The 21,214-nt window shown below is 48.7% G+C and carries 26 protein-coding genes and 1 pseudogene; 9 read left to right on the top strand and 18 right to left on the bottom strand.

From position 1 onward, the window contains the following. Nucleotides 1–36: 36 nt before the first annotated feature. Both AC1S5B_RS19825 and AC1S5B_RS19830 read right to left on the bottom strand, forming a co-directional pair. Nucleotides 37–543: an Hsp20 family protein gene (locus tag AC1S5B_RS19825; RefSeq protein ID WP_482037420.1), complete on the bottom strand. Its 507-nt coding sequence runs from the start codon at nt 541–543 to the stop codon at nt 37–39. 814 nt (nt 544–1,357) lie between these two features. After that, a complete protein-coding gene (locus tag AC1S5B_RS19830) occupies nt 1,358–1,747 on the bottom strand; it encodes an ArsR/SmtB family transcription factor (protein WP_482037421.1) in 390 nt (129 codons plus the stop codon). Nucleotides 1,748–1,893: 146 nt separating this feature from the next. Between AC1S5B_RS19830 and AC1S5B_RS19835 the strand changes: the two genes are divergently transcribed. From AC1S5B_RS19835 to AC1S5B_RS19855, 5 genes and pseudogenes are all read left to right on the top strand, one after another. Beyond that, nucleotides 1,894–2,250, top strand: coding sequence for a rhodanese-like domain-containing protein (locus AC1S5B_RS19835; protein WP_482037422.1), 357 nt, complete (start codon nt 1,894–1,896; stop codon nt 2,248–2,250). A 248-nt stretch (nt 2,251–2,498) separates the two neighbouring features. Next, nucleotides 2,499–2,657 (top strand): hypothetical protein, encoded by a 159-nt coding sequence (locus tag AC1S5B_RS19840; RefSeq protein WP_482037423.1) that lies wholly within the window; start codon nt 2,499–2,501, stop codon nt 2,655–2,657. Further along, nucleotides 2,639–3,115, top strand: a pseudogene (locus tag AC1S5B_RS19845) (NAD(P)/FAD-dependent oxidoreductase). The gene AC1S5B_RS19840 and the pseudogene AC1S5B_RS19845 overlap by 19 nt, the downstream one beginning before the upstream one ends. Before the next feature lie 34 nt (nt 3,116–3,149). Continuing rightward, nucleotides 3,150–4,052: a helix-turn-helix transcriptional regulator gene (locus AC1S5B_RS19850; RefSeq protein ID WP_482037424.1), complete on the top strand. Its 903-nt coding sequence runs from the start codon at nt 3,150–3,152 to the stop codon at nt 4,050–4,052. 157 nt (nt 4,053–4,209) lie between these two features. Next, on the top strand, nt 4,210–4,797 hold the full coding sequence (locus AC1S5B_RS19855; protein ID WP_482037425.1) for a hypothetical protein: 588 nt from the start codon (nt 4,210–4,212) through the stop codon (nt 4,795–4,797). Nucleotides 4,798–4,843: 46 nt separating this feature from the next. On the opposite strand, the gene AC1S5B_RS19860 is transcribed toward AC1S5B_RS19855, so the two are convergent. Genes AC1S5B_RS19860 through AC1S5B_RS19870 form a run of 3 tightly spaced genes read right to left on the bottom strand, consistent with a single transcriptional unit; the run spans nt 4,844 to nt 6,114 of the window. Beyond that, nucleotides 4,844–5,278: a NifB/NifX family molybdenum-iron cluster-binding protein gene (locus tag AC1S5B_RS19860; protein WP_482037426.1), complete on the bottom strand. Its 435-nt coding sequence runs from the start codon at nt 5,276–5,278 to the stop codon at nt 4,844–4,846. A gap of 51 nt (nt 5,279–5,329) precedes the next feature. Then, nucleotides 5,330–5,866, bottom strand: a complete 537-nt coding sequence (gene petC, locus AC1S5B_RS19865; protein WP_482037427.1) for a cytochrome b6-f complex iron-sulfur subunit — start codon at nt 5,864–5,866, stop codon at nt 5,330–5,332. A 35-nt stretch (nt 5,867–5,901) separates the two neighbouring features. Further along, entirely contained in the window at nt 5,902–6,114 is a 213-nt protein-coding gene (locus AC1S5B_RS19870; protein ID WP_482037428.1) for a YgaP family membrane protein, read from the bottom strand. 479 nt (nt 6,115–6,593) lie between these two features. On the opposite strand from AC1S5B_RS19870, the gene AC1S5B_RS19875 reads away from it, so the two are divergent. From AC1S5B_RS19875 to AC1S5B_RS19890, 4 genes are all read left to right on the top strand, one after another. Then, entirely contained in the window at nt 6,594–6,950 is a 357-nt protein-coding gene (locus AC1S5B_RS19875; protein WP_482037429.1) for a hypothetical protein, read from the top strand. 133 nt (nt 6,951–7,083) lie between these two features. Continuing rightward, a complete protein-coding gene (locus tag AC1S5B_RS19880; protein WP_482037430.1) occupies nt 7,084–7,710 on the top strand; it encodes a Tll0287-like domain-containing protein in 627 nt (208 codons plus the stop codon). Between the two features lie 30 nt (nt 7,711–7,740). Beyond that, complete coding sequence (locus AC1S5B_RS19885; RefSeq protein WP_482037431.1) at nt 7,741–8,265, top strand: DUF3122 domain-containing protein; 525 nt, start codon at nt 7,741–7,743, stop codon at nt 8,263–8,265. Between the two features lie 71 nt (nt 8,266–8,336). After that, entirely contained in the window at nt 8,337–8,822 is a 486-nt protein-coding gene (locus tag AC1S5B_RS19890) for a DUF4079 domain-containing protein (protein WP_482037432.1), read from the top strand. A gap of 32 nt (nt 8,823–8,854) precedes the next feature. Here AC1S5B_RS19890 and AC1S5B_RS19895 read toward each other — a convergent pair whose 3' ends face one another. The 13 genes from AC1S5B_RS19895 to AC1S5B_RS19955 form a co-directional block, all read right to left on the bottom strand. Continuing rightward, the gene (locus tag AC1S5B_RS19895; protein ID WP_482037433.1) at nt 8,855–9,379 is read right to left on the bottom strand and encodes a rhodanese-like domain-containing protein; all 525 of its coding nucleotides are present in this window, start codon (nt 9,377–9,379) and stop codon (nt 8,855–8,857) included. A gap of 97 nt (nt 9,380–9,476) precedes the next feature. Next, the gene (locus AC1S5B_RS19900) at nt 9,477–10,571 is read right to left on the bottom strand and encodes an NAD(P)H-dependent flavin oxidoreductase (protein WP_482037434.1); all 1,095 of its coding nucleotides are present in this window, start codon (nt 10,569–10,571) and stop codon (nt 9,477–9,479) included. Nucleotides 10,572–10,751: 180 nt separating this feature from the next. Continuing rightward, the gene (locus AC1S5B_RS19905; RefSeq protein ID WP_482037435.1) at nt 10,752–11,309 is read right to left on the bottom strand and encodes an NUDIX domain-containing protein; all 558 of its coding nucleotides are present in this window, start codon (nt 11,307–11,309) and stop codon (nt 10,752–10,754) included. 1 nt (nt 11,310) lies between these two features. Beyond that, entirely contained in the window at nt 11,311–12,294 is a 984-nt protein-coding gene (gene cysK / locus AC1S5B_RS19910) for a cysteine synthase A (RefSeq protein ID WP_482037436.1), read from the bottom strand. Nucleotides 12,295–12,313: 19 nt separating this feature from the next. After that, nucleotides 12,314–15,013, bottom strand: a complete 2,700-nt coding sequence (locus AC1S5B_RS19915; RefSeq protein WP_482037437.1) for a cyclic nucleotide-binding domain-containing protein — start codon at nt 15,011–15,013, stop codon at nt 12,314–12,316. Nucleotides 15,014–15,120: 107 nt separating this feature from the next. Beyond that, a complete protein-coding gene (locus AC1S5B_RS19920) occupies nt 15,121–15,720 on the bottom strand; it encodes a class I SAM-dependent methyltransferase (protein ID WP_482037438.1) in 600 nt (199 codons plus the stop codon). A gap of 49 nt (nt 15,721–15,769) precedes the next feature. Continuing rightward, nucleotides 15,770–16,783, bottom strand: a complete 1,014-nt coding sequence (gene cydB, locus AC1S5B_RS19925) for a cytochrome d ubiquinol oxidase subunit II (RefSeq protein WP_482037439.1) — start codon at nt 16,781–16,783, stop codon at nt 15,770–15,772. 9 nt (nt 16,784–16,792) lie between these two features. Then, a complete protein-coding gene (locus tag AC1S5B_RS19930; RefSeq protein ID WP_482037440.1) occupies nt 16,793–18,235 on the bottom strand; it encodes a cytochrome ubiquinol oxidase subunit I in 1,443 nt (480 codons plus the stop codon). Between the two features lie 94 nt (nt 18,236–18,329). Next, nucleotides 18,330–19,325 (bottom strand): permease, encoded by a 996-nt coding sequence (locus AC1S5B_RS19935; RefSeq protein ID WP_482037441.1) that lies wholly within the window; start codon nt 19,323–19,325, stop codon nt 18,330–18,332. Between the two features lie 12 nt (nt 19,326–19,337). Next, the gene (locus AC1S5B_RS19940; RefSeq protein WP_482037442.1) at nt 19,338–19,580 is read right to left on the bottom strand and encodes a thioredoxin family protein; all 243 of its coding nucleotides are present in this window, start codon (nt 19,578–19,580) and stop codon (nt 19,338–19,340) included. Between the two features lie 181 nt (nt 19,581–19,761). Then, a complete protein-coding gene (locus AC1S5B_RS19945; protein ID WP_482037443.1) occupies nt 19,762–20,067 on the bottom strand; it encodes a DsbA family oxidoreductase in 306 nt (101 codons plus the stop codon). A gap of 9 nt (nt 20,068–20,076) precedes the next feature. Beyond that, nucleotides 20,077–20,768, bottom strand: a protein-coding gene (locus AC1S5B_RS19950; protein ID WP_482037444.1) for an IS1 family transposase whose coding sequence is annotated in 2 segments (ribosomal slippage) — nt 20,077–20,447 and nt 20,447–20,768 — 693 coding nt in all. Because the reading frame shifts where the segments join, the coding sequence is not laid out codon by codon here. An 11-nt stretch (nt 20,769–20,779) separates the two neighbouring features. Beyond that, entirely contained in the window at nt 20,780–21,202 is a 423-nt protein-coding gene (locus AC1S5B_RS19955; RefSeq protein WP_482037445.1) for a DsbA family oxidoreductase, read from the bottom strand. Nucleotides 21,203–21,214: the final 12 nt, after the last annotated feature.

A 21,214-nucleotide genomic window follows, 5' to 3' on the forward strand; every position in this document is an offset into this window, starting at 1 on the left:
GTCGGAGCAACAAGGACAATTTTGCATAGGCTCCACTTAATAAAACTCAGCTAAAGCGGGTATTGATTCTGCACTGATTGCCATGGCATAGGGTAACGGTTGAGCGCGATCGCCCACTCTAATTTTGGCGGTTCGCTGAGGTTCAGTTGACTTCATCATTGTCAGCGTTAGGGTTGTATCGCTTAACTCAGCAATGGCAGTCTGAGGCTGAATGGAGCTAGACAATGGGATCAAACTTTGGAACGGAGCAACCGAAAATTCTGTCTCTGAGTCATTTTGGTCTTCGAGAGGGTCTCGGCGATCGCCTCTAACCAAGACAGTTTCTGGAGTAACTTGTAGATCGAGGCTACCTCTAGAATGATGAAACTGAATCTTCAAAATCAACAGCGTTTCGGTCTCTTGCAGTTCAATGCCAAAGGGCTGAGAGCTGCCGCGATCGCAAACCCAAAGTGTTGAGTCATAAACTTTTTGCTTTAAGTTGTGAAAAATCGGGAATAGAAACTGAAAAATATCTAGTGTAGGTCGCGATTGCAATGAAACCATTTTTTTACCTAATACTGAACGTGTGCAGCTTCATCAGATTGAGCTAAAGAATTAAGTACTTGTCAACTCTTGCATTGTTTAAGAACTGTAGGAATGATGATTGAAGCGATGGTTCCGAAGTAAGTTTTAATCTTTTAGTCACCCAATTTTGTAGCTCGACTCGTATCGACTGCGAGCGAATTTATGTAGAGATAAAATTGAGTGCTCCATTAACCTGACACATTTAATGCGATTGTGACATCCATCAATTGATTGAGATTAGGTTAGAAAGGTTTACATCTAAATAAGATAATAAAGATGGATTGCGATCAACCCTAACGTGAATGTAACGTGGGGACAATTGAAATCGTGTATATGCAAACGTTTGAATTGTTTGAATTGAATTAAAATGTATTAAAGCTTTACTAATAGTGAGGAAGATTGACCCAAATCAGCGTTTGTTCTGACCACAAGATAGAGAAAAGATAAATAGTTTTACTATCAGGTGTGGTTGGCTGATGAGAATTGGTATTGTTATGAAGGCTATTATGAAAAAAGTGCTTTGCTAAATTAGGCAAGCGCAGTTAAACAATAGAGTATTTAGACCAATTAGGACATGCCACTACATCCATGTCTAGACTATTTATGCCAATCTACCAATCGTTGAGGGAAATATAGAAGCCGCCACCAGAGCAACTCATTAAGTCGAGGAAAAAGATTGGTTTAGGGGGTTGAGTAGCATTGGATGTTGTTGGCGAATTGTACTATCAAGCTTCGGATTAGTTCTAATTGCACCTGGTGATACGTTCGCTTCAATCACCCCAAGTAAATCCCTTTACTTTTTTGCTCTTGCCTTGGAGTTTTTGCTGCTTGCACCCACAGGCTCGGCTTGCCGCAAGCCTTCCAATGGCTTGAGTTGCTGAGACTGTTCTTTCAGTCGCACCGAGAGACGATCACCCACTAATTCACAGAGGTCAAAGATGAACGGTTCGGCAATCTCATAGTAGACACTGACTCCTTGAGGTGTGCGGGAGACAATCCCTGCCTGCGCGAGAATCTTCAAGTGCTTCGAGACATTCGCTTGCCCCAATCCGGTTTCTTCCATAATCTCGGTGACATTCTTCGAGCCTGACTTCAGTGAACACAGCACTTGCAAACGACTGAGTTCGGACAGCACTTTAAAGTAATCGGCAACTGGAGCCAAGGCAGAAGGCGGTAGGGGCATATGTATGGGAATAGACTTCAACTAGCTTACTACTTTAACCTATAAATTGTATTACTATATAGTAGTATAGTAAGTAGATTGAGTATGAGCGCGAGATGATTTGCTCTCTTGCCATAATTTCTGCTAAACCCAAAGGAAACCCTAACATGAATTTTTTCGGCTTCAACCGTTCCCAATCTTTGCAAACCAACACCTTACAGACGATTGATACGCAAACTCTGAAACAGTGGTTAGACCAACAAACAGTCGTTCTAGTAGACGTGCGGGAAGCGAACGAGTACGCCACAGGTCATATTCCCGAAGCAACTCTGATGCCTCTGTCTACGTTTGATCCCAAGCAAATTCCTCAGTCCCAAAATCAGAAAATCGTACTTTATTGCCGTTCAGGACAGCGATCAACTATTGCATCCCAAAAGCTATTGAATGCTGGACGTTCAGAAATAGCTCATTTAGAGGGTGGAATCGGTGCGTGGATAAAAGCCGGATACCCAGTTCAAGCTTGATGGAGAGATAAAGTAATGATCACAGACCGCAAACGCATCCTGATCGTCGGCGGAGTTGCCGGAGGTTCATCCTGTGCCACCCGTGCCCGTCGCTTTTCGGAAACTGCTGAAATTATCCTGTTTGAGCGAGGTTCGTTTATCTCGTCTGCCAACTGTGATCTGCCCTATTATGCGGGCGATATGATTACGGATGAGAAAAAGATGCTGGTTGCTAATGAGACCTGTTTTGGTAGCGATTTAACATTGGTGTGCGACTGGAGAATGAAGTGGTTGCGATCGATCTCGATGCGGCTCAAATTACCGTCAAGAATCGCCAGACGGACGAGGTGTATCAGGAGTCCTATGATGCACTGGTATTGCTCCAGGCGCGGCTCCGATTCGTCCACCCTTGCCAGGAATTGATTTAGCCGGAATTTTTGCCATACGCACGATTCCTGATAGCCGTCGCATTCGAGAATGGATTGCAGCGCATCAGGTGAAACAAGCCGTGGTGGTGGGCGGCGGATTCATCGGGTTAGAAATGGCAGAAAATTTGGTGCACCGTGGGATTGCAGTCACGCTCATTGAAGCGCAATTTTAGATGATGCCACCCCTTGACCCAGAGATGGTTGTGCCTGTCCATAAACGCTTGAGATCGCACAATGTCACTCTTTGTCTAGGTGATAGCGTCGCTGAATTCAAACCCAATTCTAATGGTGGGATTGATGTTCTGACCAAATCAGAAGCCACTCATACCGCTGAATTAATGATTTTAGGCATTGAAGTACGTCCTAAAACGAGGCTGGCAAAGACAGCAGGGCTGAAAATTGGCGATCGCGGTATGAGGGAGCTTAACAAGCCCTCCTTGCATCAATTCCTGCACTAAACTATAGAAATTAACAAGTTGTGCCTCTCCTATCATGCCCACAGCAGGTAAACTGCCACAAGTTGATATGACTCAACAAACTCACCCTGCACTTGCGGATTATCCCGTTTTGTCAAGCGATCAGTCGGGGTGGCAGGGCATCTTCTTTCACCATTATGATCATCCCGCTTATGAAAGCCCAGAGCATCAATGGAGGCAGCACATCATCGGTATTATTGGGCGTGGTGGACACCCGGTTGAGTCCCAGCATCGGTTAGATGGTCAAGTTCAGCACTGTTATTGCAAACCGGGTGAGATGCTGTTTGTCCCTGCTGGCAGGCGCTATGCATCAAACTGGCAGCAGGCAGGTGAATTCTCTTTGCTAGGATTTTCTTCCAGGTTTTTTGAACAGGTCGTGCATCAGTCAGTCCACGTTAAGCGGGTCGAACTCATTCCACACCTTGGGATTAACGATCCGTTAGTGCAGCAAGTTGGACTAGCTTTGAAAGCAGACGTTGAGGCTAAACATCCCACAGGCAGAATGTTTGGTGAATCTTTAGCAACTGGGCTAGTGATTCATCTCCTCAAGCAGTATTCAGCTTGGCAACCTCACTCATCTTCTGATGATAAAGGTCGTTTGTCTGAGTCTCAGTTGCAAGGAGTGTTCGATTATATCCACAACCACATCGATCAAGATATTGCTCTAGAAGATATTGCTGACGTACTGAGTTTAAGTCAATATCATTTCTGCCGTCTATTCAAGCAAGCAATGGGAGTGGCTCCCTATCAGTATTTAACTCAGCGTCGCATTGAGCGTGCCAAGCAATTATTACTAACAACTAAACTGACCATCACTGAAATCGCTTTTGCAGTTGGTTTAAGCAATCACAGTTCGTTTACTAGGCTCTTCCGCCAATATGTTGGTGTATCGCCCAAGGTATTTAGAGCATCTCAATAAGAATTTCGGCAAGATCGGCACAGTTTGAGCAAATCTGGTCAAGCTTTCAATCGAAGGCGATCGCTACACTCAGCGTATGACATGAGAACAATCTACAGAGGCAATTTTGCTGCCTTTTGACAAGGTAGCTCATGTTACTAAGTATAAGGAGTATGCAATGACAACACGCGAAATAGGTGAAGAGGGATCAAAAAAACCTGACATAACGCCAAAACAAAAGAAGCCCTTTAGACTGAGCCTTCAGCAAAAGAACTGGATTTTATCGTTTCACATTGGCTTTGCAGCATTGTGGACTGGAACCGTTCTCAGCATGTTTCTGATTGCGCTTAGAAACAAAGATATGGCTAACGCTAGCATTCTTTTTGCACTCAACTCAGTCATTAATTTACTGAATGATGTGATTGTGATTCCGGCGGCGATCGGCTCGGTGCTTACGGCAACTATACTCTGCTGGCAGACCAACTACGGCTTTTTCAAGTTCTATTGGGTGATCACGAAGTGGGTTCTGACGACTGGATTGATGGTTTTCGGCACCTTCTGGTTGTTTCCGTGGGGCAATACGGCTGAAACCATTGCCTTAACCGAGGGCTTAAATGCGTTTAAGAATCCGCTCTACTTGTTTGACACAAGAGGAGTACTCATTGGCTCACTGCTTCAGCTCTCTTTTCTCTTTGTCATCATTGCTATTTCCACACTAAAGCCGTGGGGAAAGCGAATTGATAAACAGCCCAGAGTAATGCAATAAAGTTATCAATCAACAATCAGTATTTCTAAGTTGGGCGATCGCCTAATTATTTTGCAGTCAGAGGGGTTTTCTCCTGATTGCACCCGCACTCACCCTCATGGTCATGTTCCGCTGCATGGTCATGTTCCGCTGCATGGTCATGATCGTGTTCCTCTGGTGTGCTGACTACCAGGGAACCTGCCAGATATGCCGTTACAGCTGTATCCGGGTCAGTTTCAGGGGTGATAGTGGGCTTAATCCCCTTTGATTCCAAACGGCGGGCTAATCCATGTCCCATACTGCCGCTAATTAGAACTTGCACGCTATCCAGCGGGTGAGAGTCTTTGGGGGAACTCTCATGAAAGCTCTGGTCTTTGGTGAGTTGTAACACCTGCTTGTTTTGGACGGTGGTGTCGTCCACGTCATAGATCCAGAATTTCTGGCAGCGTCCGAGGTGAGCAGTCACATGGGTCTGGTTTTGGCTAGACACTGCAATTTTCATGAGCGTTCTGATGAGTTGAGCTTGAGAGGGTTGATGGATGATGCGGCATTGTTAGACCCACCAGGGCTTTTCCCCAGTCCGTGGATCGGTTTCTGTCCAGGGTGAGATCAAAATGGTATTGTCGATGACGGCAACATGGAAGATTTTGAGCGGGAGGGGAGCTGGTCCCCGGACTACGGTTCCATCTGGTGCATAGCGAGAACCGTGACAGGGGCATTGGAACTGTTGATCCATCGGATTCCAGGGAAAGGTGCAGCCCAAATGGGTGCAGTTATCCAGTATCCCAATGCTGTCCAGGGTGTGATCGTCCTTAACGATTAAGTATGTGGGTTCACCGCTCAGACCTGCAACCAGCGCGCGGCTTCCTGGCTCCTCTGCCAGAATTTGCGTGGCTGGGATGGGATTACCCAACACATCTTTAGCAATGATGGCTCCTCCTGCCCCTGTTTTTTCGACTGGAGGAATGAAGAATTTGCCAGCCGCGTAGAGCGCAGAACCTGCGGTGGCGGCAACAGTAGCTCCAGTAATAAAGTTGAGGAGTTGCCGCCGGGATAGGGATGGACTTTCGATCGGAAGATTACTGTCCATGAAGGATCTCCTTAAGTGTTGATGTGTGCATCCCTTTAAAGCTGCTCATTGGGCTGGCTGGTATGAATGCCCAGGAGGCGATAAAGACCGCAAAAGCCGACCAGCGCCGTCACCAGTAAGACGCTACCGACAACGACCAGTCCGATGCCCAGGGTCGAACCGCTGTAGAGAAACAGTCCCAAATAAAACAGCACCGAAGCGAACAGTAAGCGGATCAGGCGATCGGTAGAACCCACATTCGTTCTCATAGCTGAAATCTCCAATATTGAAGCGGATTGCAAAAGCCTTGTTGCAATGATGCAAGTAGCGACTTCCAAGGCGATCTCAGTCTTTTGTGACTTCACCTTCATATTATAACTAATCAGTTATAAAACAGTAAAGCAATATTTGTGTGCGGTACTTGCTCCGCATAGGCAAGTCAACACTTCCAACATAACTGTTATGAGAAGAAGATGGGCGATCGCCTAGTGACTCGCTAGAGAATTGACTTGAAAATCCTTCTTACTTGTTTTACAAGTCATCTGTTTCTCTTGCGTTTTGTGTCGTAGTTAATCAATTCATACAAGAATTCAACCAGCAGGCTGTCAGGATCATAAAGGAGATCAGAGTGATGAATTGGCTCAAGCAATTTTCCCATTGCAGTTATGGAGTACGTCATCAGGCTTAGAAGCGAGAGCTAAGACAATTGCCCCAAGATGTTGAATAAAAATCACAGAGGACTATTGCAATGAGCAATCAAAATGATTCCCAAGAATCTATCCCGCAATATGACGCGCATATCATTCCGGCTGAATCTGTCGCCCGTCAGCATCGGGAAGGTAAGGATTTTGGGCATACCTCCCATGTTGAAGCTAGTGGCGAATTGAGCGAAGTAACAGAGGGTTACACGGTCGATAAAGAAGGCTTGCTCAATAACTACGCGATCGAGCCAGAAATGTACGTTAATGTTCCTGGAGATTTGCGAGACCAAGCGGCACAGGAAAAAGCAGAACATCTCCATGAGATGCAGGAGTTATCTGAGCCTGAGGACGGTAAATTGACTGCGGAACATGATTGGCGACACAAAGGTCCAGGAATGATTTAGCGCCCATTAAAAATCAGCGTAGTCGGTCATTGAAACGGTTGCCCTACGTTGATTCTTTGCCTGTCCTCGCGCTTCTGTTGAGATCAGCCTGATTGCAGGATGACGATCCAATGCATCTGAAAAGGAGGAACCGATGCAAACGTTACGCCAGTGTGTTCTTAGCTTTATTCTAATGATGGGTGTTAGCCTATTGTCGATCGGTTGGCATCCAGCAATTGCCTCAGCCGCTCCCATTATTCCTCATCCTAACGAGTTGGCACAGGCTGTCCAAGAAATAGAATCCCTGGATGCCATGCGTACTGGGTTAGCCTCCTCTCTGGACGGACGGACGGAAGCACCGACCATGCAAACGATGAAAGAGGTTTGCCGTCCGGTCGGAATGCGAGCGATTCAACTCAGCCAAGAGAACGGTTGGCAGGTCAAACAGGTTGCCAAGAAATATCGCAATCCAGACCACGCCCCAGGCAACTTGCACGACCAGATGGCGTTGGCAAAATTTAACCAAGAGCCAGAGCTGATTGGTTTTTGGGATCGAGAAAGCCTCGATCAACAGACAGGAACACGCTACTACCGCCGCATCAATGTGGAAGCCAGTTGCCTCGCCTGTCATGGTTTAAAGAATCGCCGCCCGCAGTTTGTCAAAGATGGCTACCCTCAAGATTTAGCCTATAACTTCCAGGCTGGCGACTTGCGCGGTATGTACGCTGTTTTCATTCCCGATGTAATGCAAAAAGCAATGCAAAAAGCTGTCAATGAATGATGATCAAAATTAAGTCAAAGAGGAGTGCCAATGAAAGCAATTTTACGTTTGATCGGATCAACATTCATGCTCGGAATGCTAGTCTGGGCACTCACAATGAATCTGGCGATCGCCCCGTCTCAAGCTGCTATTCGCCAATTGGAAGAAGCTCCAGGGCAGATGGTTTACCAGTCTCGCCAAACTCTCAAAGATCAGCAGGGCGGTAGTTGGCAAGCGATCGCCTTCAAACGCATTCGCCCCGATGACACAGCCGTGATCTACTTGCGTCTCGTTGGGTTTCCAGGCACCGCAAACATTGATCACTCGCAGCCACTGACGCTCACCAACTCAATGGGCAAAACATTGACTGCCGCCGATATATCTCAGGAGATGTTTACGGATCAAACCCAAATGGAACCCGATGTCGGACAGTATGACTTGCAGCCGATCTTAATGCAGCTAGAGTTGGCGATGCCGCTACGACTCACCCTTGCCACCCTGGATCAGCCAGAGATAATCCTCAATGTTCCTCCTGCTGTGGTTGAAGAATGGCGATCGCTCACGGATCAAAAATAATCGCTGCATAAGGATTCGCCATGCAGTGACAGATTCAAAAGACACATAAAAACCATTTGGAAATGACTATCATGAATTTGGAAAATCTCGCGGCACTTAAACCCTATCTCAGCTTTTTCCATCCCATTACCATGTGGATTTTGCTAGCCCTGGCGCTCTACACCCTATACCTCGGAGTGCAGGTTCGGCAAACAAGACTAGCAGAGGGCGAGCCTAAAAAAGAACTGATTAAGGGGCGATTCGCCATTCGTCATCATCAAATTGGCTCTATCTTTTTGGCGCTGATAGTAATGGGGGCGATCGGCGGCATCACCGTGACCTATATTAACAGCGGCAAGATTGTCATTGGTCCCCACCTGTTTGCAGGGTTAGGAATGGTGGGGTTGGTTTCCACGTCTGCCGCGCTGGTGCCCTTTATGCAAAAGCATAACTGGGTTCGCAGTATTCACGTTTCTTTAAATCTTATTCTGTTGGGACTATTTGGCTGGCAAGCCGTGACAGGTGTGCAAATTGTGCAAAAGATTATCAGCAAGATGATGACGAATAGTGTAGGTTGACGACCCACTTATCCTTTCCGAGTTTCACACGGTCAGGCTTTAGCGATCGCCTCGCCTGCGGTTTTCCAGCCTGCAAAACTTGGCGGAAATCCTTGCACATTGTCATAGCCGAACAGGTGTAAGGTCATCACTCCCATTGCCGATCGATAGCCTGTTGAGCAGTACAACACGACGGGGCGATCGCGCGCAATTTTATTCAGATTGTGAGTTAAGGTTCGCAGCGGCAGATTAATCGCGTTAGGGATATGACCCGACTGATATTCAGAGGGTTCTCGCACATCCACCAACACGGTTTGAGGGTTCTCCAACAGGCTTTTTAAGCCTTCGACATTGGCGATCGTGTAATAGCCTGCTGGAATTGATGTGAGAAAGTGATCGACTCCTGATTCTAGAGTTAGGACTGCTTCAGGCAGAGTTTGTATCCGTTCCTGAGAGACCGATCCAGCCGCCGCGTTGAGCGTTGCTGCCATGATCGGGTTTTGCCCAACACCAAACAAAAGACAAACCCAGAGGGAGAAGCCCAGCACTATCGTCTGGATTGACTGCTTGAATAGCATAGCTTTCTTCCAAAAGGGGTATTTCCATTATCTCACCCTTTTATCATTTCACCCGCTCTTAACGGGTTGCAATTCCAGTAAGATGAGAGCTGACAATTCAGGCAACTAACTCTGCCATCAGCTCAGCAACGGGCATCATGTGTTTGGCACGTCCAGCATTGCTACCCGAAAAAATTAGCCCGTTTTCAATATCCCCTCGTGCGGCTTTATCTAAGGCTTGAACAATGCAGTAGTCTTGCTGTTCATCCCGGCATTTGCAAGTATGGAGACAATTGAACAAACACCGTTTTTCCAAATCAGGAGAACCTGCGATCGCCTTCTCCACGAACGCATTGCGTAACGCTCGTCCTGGCATTCCTACAGGACTGGAAATAATCACCACATCGTCTGGTTTGGCATGGAGATGGAATTCTTTGTAATGGATATCGGCATCACATTCATCGGTGGTAATGAAACGAGTGCCAATCTGTACGCCGCTAGCTCCTAATGCCAGCCTCCGATCAATATCGGCCCGATTCCACACCCCACCAGCCGCAATCACTGGAATGGTCTGACCGACTTCTTGTTGGAGATAGGCTACCAATTCTGGGATGACCTGCTCTGCCTCCAAAGCGCGATCGCCCAGTTCCTCTAATTTAGCCCCCAGATGCCCGCCTGCCGAGTTAGGGTTTTCCACGACGAACGCATCGGGTAGCCGTCCGTATTGCCGCTCCCACTTGCGGCATAGAATACGCGCCGCACGAGTACTGGAGACGATCGGCACCAGTGCCACCTCTGGGTACGCTGCGGTATATGCTGGCAATGGCAGCGGCAAGCCTGCGCCAGAAATAATCAGATTGATCCCTTCCTCAGCCGCTGTCCGCACCAGCGTTTCATAATCTTGAGCAACGACCATCGCATTGATGCCCAGAATCCCATTTGGGCTTAACGTTCGTGCGTTTCTAATTTCATCAATCAGCGCCAGCCGATTGGCCTCAAAAAACTGCTCCCTGCGTTTGCGACTATTCGGCTGGGTGATATCAAAGTAGGGTGAGTTTAGCCCTAGAGCAACAGCGGATATGATGCCAATCCCACCTGCATTGGCAACGGCAGCGGCAAGCTGTGCTCCAGAGATGCGGATGCCCATACCTCCTTGAATGATGGGATAGTGGGCAAGATGTTGACCAATTTGGAGAGTGGGTAATCGTGACATATAGGTCTGATTCGAGTTGTAAAAGTCGATTGTTTAGAGTGGGTAGATGTAGCGACTGTTTAAGGTGGCTGAATCATCTCAAAAATAAACGTTCTGCAAGACAGCCCTGGGCTTTGGCTTCCTGGAGATCGCTTATGCTTAATTATATAACCATAAAGTTATAAATAATAGGCAAAACGTCTACATGCTTGAATTGAAGTTCAACCACCATTCCAGAAGTACAGCCCGGCACTGTAAGCAAGTGAGCTTTTGGAGTAAGGTTTTAACGCCCTCTACAGTGGCTGGATAAGTGACGGGGACGAATTCAGGTAGCAGTTTCATATCGTGATCAATATATGTTGTAAAGCTATAGAGTTTCTGGTTAGAAAAAGAACTATTAACTGCCCAACCTTCCGGGCTTAAGGGAATTAGTTGAGTGATATTCGCTGCTTCAATCCCTAATTCTCGCTGCAAAGTGGCGATCGCCGCCTCTTCAAGCATCTGTCCCTCTGACACTCGACCACCCGGAAAATCCAACGTCACCTGCCCAACACCAGGACGATAGCTTGGAGGAGGAAGCAAAAATTGACCGTCTTGAATCGGTAAAACAATCACGGAATCTGCCTTCTCAATCCGCCAGTATTCCAGGATGTTGCCCTGATGGTCTTGTAAATGCTCTCCGATTAGCGTCATCCAACGCGAATGGAGTTCCAGAAAGCGATCGTGAACCTGCCAGATTTGTTCAGAATCAGACGACATTTCATCCATGCCCCAAGGTAGCGGGAGCTGTTTGTGAAGCATTCTCTGGGCTAATTTCGTGCCACATTGCCGTGCTAAGATAGCGTTCCCCTGCACTGGGTTGAATGATTACAATCCGTTGATCCTGGTAGTGCGATCGCTGCCCAATTTGCAATCCTGCATAGACCGCTGCACCCGTTGAAATACCGCTCATAATGCCTTCTACTTGCGCTAATTGTCGCCCCGTCTCGTAAGCCTGCGCCTCGGTAACGGTGACAATTTCATCCATCAAATCCACTCGCAAGACATCCGGTATAAAGCCTGCGCCAATGCCTTGTAAGTTATGTTCGCCCGCTGGTTTGCCACTCAGCACCGCACTGTTGGCGGGTTCGACGGCAACAATTTGGAGCTGGGGATTTTGCTGTTTGAGATAGCGTCCAGCGCCTGTGAGAGTGCCGCCCGTCCCTACACCCACGACCAATACGGCGAGTTGACCATCGGTATCCTGCCAAATTTCAGGTCCAGTAGTGTCGTAATGGATTTTGGGATTGGCAGGATTGCTGAACTGATGGGGTGAAAAGGCGTGGGGAAGTGTTGTAAGTAGCCGACTTGCATAGGCGATCGCTCCTTGCATATCGTCTGCGGCGGGAGTCAAGATGATCTCTGCTCCATACGCCTGCATGATCTGCCGTCGTTCCTGGCTCATATTGTCTGGCATCGTCAAAATCAAGCGATAGCCCTTAGCGGCACACACCATCGCTAACCCAATGCCCGTATTCCCAGAGGTTGCCTCCACGATCGTCGAAATTCCGGGTTGAATCAGCCCGGCTCGTTCTGCTTCGAGCATCATGCTGACAGCGATCCGATCTTTGATGGACTTTGCCGGATTCATGCCTTCTAGCTTCAGCACAATTTCGGCGACACAGCCAAACTGCTGGGGTAAGCGTTGCAGCTTGACCAGTGGTGTGTGACCAGTGATTTCAGTGATGTCCTTATAAATGTTCATAAAGTAAATTGAGAAGCCCTCAAATCATGAGCCAGAAACTCGTCACCGTCAGTCCAGCGATTAACAGCAAGTGAGGCAAATTGCTGAGCAAGGTGCATTTGGTAATGCGTAACAGCGGGTAGACACTAAAAATCAGAGCGGAGAGCAGCGTGACTCCTTGAAGGAAAGCGGCAACATCAGCACTCCAGGTGAGAGTTGGTAAGCCCGTGCCGCTAGAGCCAAGGGTTCGCGCTAGGACAGGCAGAATTTGACCCGCTTCTGTGACCGCTGCTGGGATATAGTGCGCCAGGTTTGCTGCCAGGGTAAAGGGCAGATAGGCGTAGATGACGGTGAGATAGGTGGGTTGTTTGGGATCAAGCAGGCGGGCGATCTCATGGGTGCCATAGGTCAATCCAAATGGAATGCTGAGGAGGGCGAGGGCGATCGGCGTACTGGTCAGTAAATGATCCGCATCAATGGGAAGATCGGGGAAGCCTAGCCAGCCTAAAAGCCGTTGGGCATGGTGCATAAACACCCCACCAAACAGCAGCAAGAGGAGCGCGACTTCTGCCCCAAAGCCCCGGTGATGATCCAGTAAGTCTGAGGTGGGAAACCGTAGGTTTAACTGTACCGATCGATGAGGACAGGCTTTGAGACAGGTCATACACAGCACACAGTCTCGATTGTCCGGCAACTGCGCGGGATGGGAGTAGAGCGGACAGCCGCCCGTTGCCTGTCCTTCAGTCGGCAGCGCGTCAGCAAAGGTAACAGGGGTGGCGCTACTGCCTTTATAGCAGCCAAAAGTGCTGCACTGGCTACCGCATACCTGTTGGGTCGATCGCAACTCTACCATTGCCAGTTTGGCAAACATCCCGTTCATACCGCCGATCGGACAGAGATAGCGACACCAAAGCCTGCGCTCATAAATCAGGCTAAAAATCACCGCTCCGGCGGTAATCGTCAGCAGCAACCAGGCAGAAAGCACTGCATGATGCGGCAAATCCCAGAGCTTCTCCCACAAATAAATTGCCACAAAGCCACCAAATAAAATCCAGGCTCCCCAACGGTTCAGCCATGGGGTATTCCAAGTGAGTTGCTGGCGCGGAAACAGCCACAGGGAGAACCGACGAAGCCATTCGGCTGTGATCATGAAGGGGCAAACGGCACACCAGAGCCGCCCGACAAAAACAAACAGAAACAGATAACCGGGCCACCACCACGCCCAAAAGAGATTCAGTGTCACACTGCTGTCGCGGGTTTGGGGACCCATGAACCCGGCGATCGTGACGGGCACAAAAAACGCCATCATCACCATCCAGATGCCCTCTGGATACCAGCGACTCAGCAACACTTGCCGTAGCCAGGGTACATGGGTGAGCAAATCCACTCGGAAAGCATTCTTCGCAGACTGCACCGACCAGAGGGCTTGTTCTGAAATCACAGCCTGCCCTGGTGGGGTCATGATCACCGCCCGATGCAAAATTTCTGCTAGTTCGGTGAGATTGCCGGGATAGTCATAGCTAATCAAGCGCCGCAGATCCGACTGATCCAGGTTGAGCAGGGGACGATTTTGAGCCTGACAGAACTGGGTTAAGAAGTAACGGGCAAACGCTGGAATATCTGCCTTGCGCTGGGGCAAGCTGAACAGCTTGATGGGAATGGCATCTACCGCTGGCAATTGTAGTTTGTCGGGCGCGGCAAAGATTAAGCGAACCCAGGACTGAACGGGCTGGGGAGGCTCGGTTGTCAGTATGTTAGAGCTGCTCAGTCCATGATTCGGCAAAATGCCACCCGTTTGACAGTAGTCGGTCAGACGGGCGTAATCTCCCGCGCTTAACACCTGGACATTGTTTACCAGTAGCGTTCCCCGCTCCAACAGTGCGAGGATGCCCGGTTGTCCGCCGACTCTGCCGAATAGAGCATCGGTAATCAACCTGCCCTCGTCAGATCGGGGCAACCTGGCACAATCTAGCTCTGCAAACGGTTGGTCTGCGAGTCCAGAACGAGCATGAATCAGCCCTGCCAGAAAGGTTTTTCCAGTTCCAGGTTGAGCTTGAAACAAGATAGGTTTCAGAGTGGCGGCGGCTTGATCAACTTGTTCCACTAGCTTTTGACTGGCTTTGCTGTCGCCCAGTATTTCCCCCGTTGGCACCGCTTGAATATAGGACTGTAAGCCTTGAATCCGGTGCTGTTCTTGAGCAATGCGGGCACTGAAGGCGTTTAAGTCTTGTGCTAACAGGGCGTTGAACAGATGTTCAAGCTCTATATACTCCTGCATTAACTGATGAAACTGAGCCTGGGGCAAAAACCAGATTTCGCTGGCAGTGAGGGCGATCGCCTGCGTCTGATACTTGCCATTTTCTGGGGTTGCCATCAGTGATGCATAGCCGAAGAGATCTCCAGCACTGCGATAGCGAATCAGAGATTTGCCAATGGGAGAGAGTCGAGCAATCTCAACTGCACCCCACTTCAGCAGGTACAGTCCAATGTTGTCTTGCCCTTCTTGATAGATCAGCGTTTGGGGTTCGACGCGAAAGCAATGCAATGACTGGGCGATCGCGGTTAATAATTGTGCTGGAAGCTGCCCCCAAAGCCGATGAAAACTTAACCAATTCTGACACTCTTCAACAGCCTTATCATCAGCCGTAACTGTATTGGCGACATCTGTGTTCCAGGGTAAGGGCTGATCGGTCGCAGTCAGCCTGGAATAAGTTTGGACAGAAGCTGTTTCAGAATGCATACACCCGTTGCAGCGAACTGCATGATGAAAGGGAGTGGAAAGGCGAGAAAGTAGGAGGTGAACGATCGATCTTGCCACCCTTTCATTATCCCACCCTCACATTTTTTTTACTGTTTTAACGACGGTTTGACAGCAAGCACTTGTACGACAGCACTGTGCCCCAGATGGAACTGACCTTCCTGAATTTCTCGCTCCAATTCTTTGGCATGGTTGAATTTTAGCCCTTCTAGTTCTCGCTGGAGAGTTGCCAATTCCATCGTCAGATCGGCAGTGGGTGGTCCTCCTGTTTTAAATGCCAGTTGACGAGGCGTATATGCCTCTAACACAAACACCCCGCCCGATCGCAGTCCAGTTACCACTTGCCGATGGACATGAGCGCGGACGGTGGGTGGTAAGTGACAGAAGATCGAGACGATCGCATCCCAGTCATCCGGCTGAATGGGAAATTCTGCCAGATCTGCCACAATCGTTTCGATTTCGACAGAACTCTCTGCTGCTAGTTTCCGAGCTTTCTCTAACCCGACAGGAGAGGCATCAACGGCTGTCACTTGGCATCCTTGCTGTGCCAGATACACCCCATTCCTGCCTTCCCCATCTGCCAGACAGAGAACCCGCCCTTTGGGGATTTGCTGAACGACTTCCACGAGAAAATCATTTGGGTTCTTGCCATACACATATTCAGCTTGGCTGTATCGTTCATTCCACATAGGTTACATTGCGAATTGGAATAACGAGATGCTGAGATCATTCACTTGCTTACTCCCCATAAACATCCCCAACGACTTTGCCTCGGAACACCACATAGTTGTAGATGTTGTAGAACAGCATAATGGGAATGAGCACCCCAATAAAGGTGAGCATAAACACCAGGGCACTGGGAGCGGCAGCGGCTTGATAGATCGTGATTTGATACGGGATAATGTAGGGAAATACGATCAGCCCTAACCCAATAAAGGTAAGCAAGAAGATCAGCATTGTCCAGATCAACGGCGTATTTTCTTCCTCTCGGTTAAGGCTTCGCAACAGCAGCCCCACCAACACTAAACCCAGCACTGGAATGACCGCGAAGATGTAAACCAACGGTGGGCTAAACAAGCGAGTTCGTGCGGCTTCATAGACGATGGGAGTGGCAATCGTGATTAAAATCGCGCCCATAAACGTGGTGATAGCGGCAAGTTTGGCCGTGCGAAAGTGAGTTTTTTGCAGCTCGCCTTCCGTTTTCAAAATCAGGTAGGTGGAGCCAATCAGAACATAGCCCTGGATCAAGGTGAGGGCAACCAGGAGCGATCGCCAATCTAACCAATCCCAGGTGGAGCCGATAAAGTGACCTGCCTCGTCCACCGCGATCCCCTCAATCACGCTACCTAGCGCAAAGCCTTGTCCCAGTGCAGCCATAAAGCTGCCAGCACCAAAGGCAAAGTTCCAAAGAAATTTGCGATCGGAATGTTCTCGAAATTCAAACGCCACCGCCCGAAAGATCAGCCCAAAAATCATCATAAAAATGGGGATATAGAGGGCACTGAGGATAGTGCCATAGGCGAGGGGAAATGCCCCAAACAAGGCTCCTCCCATCAGCACCAACCAGGTTTCATTCGCATCCCAAATGTTCCCCAGACTGGTCATCAAAAGGCTCCGGCGTGCTTCATCGGAACTGGTCAGCGAAAGAATGCCAACCCCCAGGTCAAAGCCATCCAGCAGGACATAGAGAAACAGGAACAGCGCCAGAATTACAAACCAAACTTGAGGCAGAAAATGTACTAATGCATCCATAGCAATAACCTACTGTTGAGCCTCCACTGGACGTTGATCGGGAACAAATGTCGCGGGTTCTGTCTCGATCGCAGGCTTGTTATCTAGCCCTGGTACGGGTAGCTCCAGATTGGGACCGTGCCGGATAATCCGACTCCCGAAGTACAGCGTTGAGACAAACAGAAGGGAGTAAACCACCGCAAACAGGGTGAGGGAAGTTAGCACATTGCTGGCAGGGATTTGAGAGGCGGCATCAGCGGTGCGAATTTGCCCGTACAGCGCCCAGGGTTGCCGCCCGACACACCTGACAATCCAGCCTGATTCAACCGCGATGTAGCCCAGCGGAGCGGCAAAAATCCAGGTGCGGAGGAACCACTTTTGCTGAGCAATCTTTTCAGGCGAGAGGTTGCCCAGTAGCCATTGCAGCGCACTCCACAGCATTAGCCCTGCCAAGAAGAAGCCAATCCCGCTCATAATTCGGAACGAATAGTAGATCAAGCCCACCATGCGAGGGCGATCGCTTGGTGCCCATTCCTTCAAACCTCGGACGGGTTCAGACAAGTTCTTCTTAAATTCCAGGATGTAGCCCAACCCATTGGGAATGGTAATTTCCCATTTATTGGTTTGGCTGGCTTCATCGGGGAGTGCCAGCAGGCTCCAATCGGCAGGCTGTCCCGCAGGACTGGTTTCCCACTTAGCTTCCATCGCCGCCAGTTTAGTTGGCTGATAATGAGCCACTTGCTCAGCGCTGAGATGTCCGATGTAGATTTGCAGTGGGGTAACGGCGATCGCGGCAGCTAACACAATTTTGAGCGATCGAGCAAAGAACGCCTGATGACGGTTGTTGAGGATATACCAGGCACTAATCCCACCAATGACAAATAACGAGGTTTCTAGCGTGGCAAAGAACATGTGGGACACGCTTTTGACCATGAAGGGATTTGCGATCGCCTGAAAGTAGTCACTGACAATAAACTTGCCATTAACCATCTCGCCCCCCGCTGGAGTTTGCAGCCAGGAATTTGCCACCAGAATCCAGAAGGTAGAGAGGTTGGCACCAAAGGCAACCATGATGGTGGCAAAGTAGTGGATGACTGGATGCACCCGCCCCCAACCAAACAGCATAATGCCCAGAAAACCAGCCTCCAGCATGAACGCCATCGCGCCTTCAAAGCCCAGAATACTGCCAAAAAAATCACCCACGGCTTCCGAAAAGGGTGCCCAATTTGTCCCAAACTGAAACTCCATCGGGAGTCCTGATGCCACCCCAATGCCAAAGTTGAGGACGTAGAGCTTTGACCAGAAGCGCGCATGGTGGTAATAATCGGGATTGCGTGTCTTTAACCACATTCCTTCCACAATCACCAGATAAATAGCCATACCTGTCGTCAGGACGGGCCAAAGCATATGAAAGATGGCAGTGAGGGCAAACTGCATCCGAGAAAGTGCAACGGTGTTCGATAAAAGATCCATGAGTCCTCTACAAGTGGATTAAGCGCGAAACACTGGCTTTACCAGTACCGTAGCTAGGTGAAAAACAAAAACTCTGATGATGCCTTGAATTCAGTTATAAAAGCGCATTAAAGAGGTAGCCGATGCTGATAATACCAACGGTCATTAGCCCAATAAAGACGGCTAACAGTTGAGGGCGCAGCACTTTCTTGAGAATCACCATTTCAGGAAAAGATAGGGCTGTTACTGCCATCGTGAAAGCTAACACGGTACCCATCGGCATCCCTTTATTGACTAAAGCTTCGGTAATGGGCATGACACCCGCAATATTTGCATAAAGTGGCACGCCTAAAATTACTGAGATCGGCACTGCTAAAGGATTATCTGCACCTGCATACTTGAGAATAAAATCTGTCGGCACATAACCATGAATGACCGCCCCGATCGCAATGCCAATCACCACATAGAGCCACACCGATCGCACAATTTCGCTGGCTTGAAACTGTCCTTGCTCCAAGCGTTGCCGCCAGGTCAGTGCTACAGGTTCTAGGGTATCTTCATCTTCTAGAGGCAGGACTTGACGCGCTTTTTGCATTTCCCAAACAAAGGGTTCCACCCACTTCTCTAATTTGAGGATGCCGATGATGTATCCGGAGGCGATCGCTAAAGCCACGCCAAAACCGATGTAGATCAGCGTTACCTTTAGCCCAAACAATGCCCACAAAAGAATTACAGCCACCTCATTCACCATTGGCGCTGCCATCAGATAGGAGAAAGTCACCCCTAACGGGACACCCGCTTCTAAGAAGCCGATGAACAAAGGCACCGCAGAGCAAGAACAGAAGGGCGTAACGATGCCGACCATCGCTGCCAAGATATTGCCCGCAAACGTGCGCTTTCCTTCTAGCAAAAAGCGGACGCGTTCTGGTTCTAAAAAGCTCTGAAAGGTGCCAACGATGAAACTAATGACAATCAGTAAGGTTAAGACTTTTGGGACATCATAGAGAAAGAAATGCAGACTCGATCCTAAGTGCGATGTAGTTGATAAACCCAGCAGTTGGGTGACGATCTGGGTTGCCAACCAATCAAACGGATAAAACGGATCGAACATCAAGCTGCCTCTTTAGCGCTGCAATAAGGGCTGAATTTGTTGAGGACTGATGACTCGCCCTTTACTGACAACTTTGCCATTGACGGTTAGGGCGGGAGTGGACATCACGCCTCGTTTGGCGATTTCGATAGGGTCGGTAAGATGTGAAACTTCAGCCGTTAAATTGAGGCTTGCCACAGCTTCTTTCGCATTTGTCTCTAGCTGTTGACACTTTTTGCAGCCTGTCCCCAAAATTTCAATCTTGATTGTTTCCATGACACCTCTCCTTTTTTGTGTTCCGTTATTGAGTTAGCGATCTACTGTGACAGGTGATGGTTTGATTTCCTGCATGAATTGATTGAATACGATACAAAACCTAACGAAAAAAGTACGAGTTCAGCGCGATCGACTTTATCCATCAATGGTTAACTCAATGGCGATCGCCCAATCTTCCTCTCTAGCACCAGGATTGTTCATCAGGTGGATTGTGCAGTAACTCGCGAATATTGGCTTCGATGACTCGATAGCCCACGTTGCCATTGAGCCGCTGCCGTCCTTCATTAAAAATTAAGGTAGGGCTGACAGTCACAGTATGTTCTTTGACTAGCTCAAAATCCTTCGATAGCAAAGCATACGCCTCACCGCTATCAATCTGCTCTTGAATCGCGGCGATCGGCAGTCCTAGCTCTTCTGCAAGTTCAAGTTGCACCTTGCGGTCAGAAACATTCGCCAGCTTGGTAAAAAATGCGGCGTTGCTGAACATAGGGATGAATCAGGTAGGGATGGGCACATCTCCAAATATCAGGTAATGCAGTAACAAACGAATCGAATGTTTCAGCATTGGTACGGATTTAGAATAACAGAGGGTCTTCCGATGCAGGCGTGCTAAATAATTGCGTAATCGGGTATTTTCTCCTTCCACTCGTGTCATATAAGTCTTACTGACAATCTGGTCGCCATCGGGAATAAAGCAGGGATAGACCGACCAACCGTCGGTGATGTAGAAATAACACTGCCAGGTCTCCACAATTGTCCATAACGGGGCAAAAGTCTCGGCACTGTGGTCGCCTAACACCCAACCTAAAATCCCTGGTTTGAAGTGGTCAACCGCCGTCCACAGCCAGATCTTGTTTTTTTTGAGTGGACAAAGGTTTCGAGTTCGTCCAATTCTCCCACCTCTGGAGTGGTCTGCGGGTCGTAGGCATCTGGTAGCAGTTCTCCCACCTGTCTAACCCAAGTGATCACAGTGGTGTGATGCACTCCTTTGACCCGCTCAATGGCGCGAAATCCCATGCCGTTGACATACATTTTTAAGCACTCCCGCTTGACGGCATCGCTGTACCCTCGCAAAGCAATGTAGTCGTCGATGAATTGGCGACCACAATCCACACAGATGTGATTTTGTTTACCTCTGCGATGACCGTTCTTGCGAATATGCGTAGACTTGCACTCAGGACATTGCATTCAAATTGACCTCAATCCATCCCACTATTATGCAATGCCAAAAATGCTTCCCGAAACGCCCAGGTTGCTTTTTCAAAGACCGCTCCTGATGGTTGAACGATTCCCTTCATTTCCAGTAGTTGAATGGCATGGAGAAACAAATGACAGGATGTAGATGAGGGTGGTATCACATTAGTCCAGATATCGGGATGAACGGTGATGTGATCAAACTTTTTCACGACTGCGTGAACGTGGTCGCTATAGCCTTTGAAGCCACCGCGATCGCGCCAGCTATTTTCTAGCTTTTCAAGGGCATTGCCAAAGACAGGGACAAAGTGTGGCGCGATCGCAATCTTGTCTTGAAAGGTAGTTTGTAGCTCATCCAGACGAATTTGAGCGATATAAGCCCAAACGCAAAGAACATCGGAAAAGTAGGAAATGTGAATGGGTTCCATGCGGTTTTGAAG

The sequence above is a fragment of the Leptolyngbya sp. CALU 1928 genome (genome assembly GCF_056784215.1).

Coding starts and splice junctions, on each gene's coding strand:
- AC1S5B_RS19825 (WP_482037420.1), bottom strand. CDS start 543: ATGGTTTCATTGCAATCGCGACCTACACTAGATATTTTTCAGTTTCTA.
- AC1S5B_RS19830 (WP_482037421.1), bottom strand. CDS start 1,747: ATGCCCCTACCGCCTTCTGCCTTGGCTCCAGTTGCCGATTACTTTAAA.
- AC1S5B_RS19835 (WP_482037422.1), top strand. CDS start 1,894: ATGAATTTTTTCGGCTTCAACCGTTCCCAATCTTTGCAAACCAACACC.
- AC1S5B_RS19850 (WP_482037424.1), top strand. CDS start 3,150: ATGCCCACAGCAGGTAAACTGCCACAAGTTGATATGACTCAACAAACT.
- AC1S5B_RS19855 (WP_482037425.1), top strand. CDS start 4,210: ATGACAACACGCGAAATAGGTGAAGAGGGATCAAAAAAACCTGACATA.
- AC1S5B_RS19860 (WP_482037426.1), bottom strand. CDS start 5,278: ATGAAAATTGCAGTGTCTAGCCAAAACCAGACCCATGTGACTGCTCAC.
- petC (WP_482037427.1), bottom strand. CDS start 5,866: ATGGACAGTAATCTTCCGATCGAAAGTCCATCCCTATCCCGGCGGCAA.
- AC1S5B_RS19870 (WP_482037428.1), bottom strand. CDS start 6,114: ATGAGAACGAATGTGGGTTCTACCGATCGCCTGATCCGCTTACTGTTC.
- AC1S5B_RS19875 (WP_482037429.1), top strand. CDS start 6,594: ATGAGCAATCAAAATGATTCCCAAGAATCTATCCCGCAATATGACGCG.
- AC1S5B_RS19880 (WP_482037430.1), top strand. CDS start 7,084: ATGCAAACGTTACGCCAGTGTGTTCTTAGCTTTATTCTAATGATGGGT.
- AC1S5B_RS19885 (WP_482037431.1), top strand. CDS start 7,741: ATGAAAGCAATTTTACGTTTGATCGGATCAACATTCATGCTCGGAATG.
- AC1S5B_RS19890 (WP_482037432.1), top strand. CDS start 8,337: ATGAATTTGGAAAATCTCGCGGCACTTAAACCCTATCTCAGCTTTTTC.
- AC1S5B_RS19895 (WP_482037433.1), bottom strand. CDS start 9,379: ATGCTATTCAAGCAGTCAATCCAGACGATAGTGCTGGGCTTCTCCCTC.
- AC1S5B_RS19900 (WP_482037434.1), bottom strand. CDS start 10,571: ATGTCACGATTACCCACTCTCCAAATTGGTCAACATCTTGCCCACTAT.
- AC1S5B_RS19905 (WP_482037435.1), bottom strand. CDS start 11,309: ATGTCGTCTGATTCTGAACAAATCTGGCAGGTTCACGATCGCTTTCTG.
- cysK (WP_482037436.1), bottom strand. CDS start 12,294: ATGAACATTTATAAGGACATCACTGAAATCACTGGTCACACACCACTG.
- AC1S5B_RS19915 (WP_482037437.1), bottom strand. CDS start 15,013: ATGCATTCTGAAACAGCTTCTGTCCAAACTTATTCCAGGCTGACTGCG.
- AC1S5B_RS19920 (WP_482037438.1), bottom strand. CDS start 15,720: ATGTGGAATGAACGATACAGCCAAGCTGAATATGTGTATGGCAAGAAC.
- cydB (WP_482037439.1), bottom strand. CDS start 16,783: ATGGATGCATTAGTACATTTTCTGCCTCAAGTTTGGTTTGTAATTCTG.
- AC1S5B_RS19930 (WP_482037440.1), bottom strand. CDS start 18,235: ATGGATCTTTTATCGAACACCGTTGCACTTTCTCGGATGCAGTTTGCC.
- AC1S5B_RS19935 (WP_482037441.1), bottom strand. CDS start 19,325: ATGTTCGATCCGTTTTATCCGTTTGATTGGTTGGCAACCCAGATCGTC.
- AC1S5B_RS19940 (WP_482037442.1), bottom strand. CDS start 19,580: ATGGAAACAATCAAGATTGAAATTTTGGGGACAGGCTGCAAAAAGTGT.
- AC1S5B_RS19945 (WP_482037443.1), bottom strand. CDS start 20,067: ATGTTCAGCAACGCCGCATTTTTTACCAAGCTGGCGAATGTTTCTGAC.
- AC1S5B_RS19955 (WP_482037445.1), bottom strand. CDS start 21,202: ATGGAACCCATTCACATTTCCTACTTTTCCGATGTTCTTTGCGTTTGG.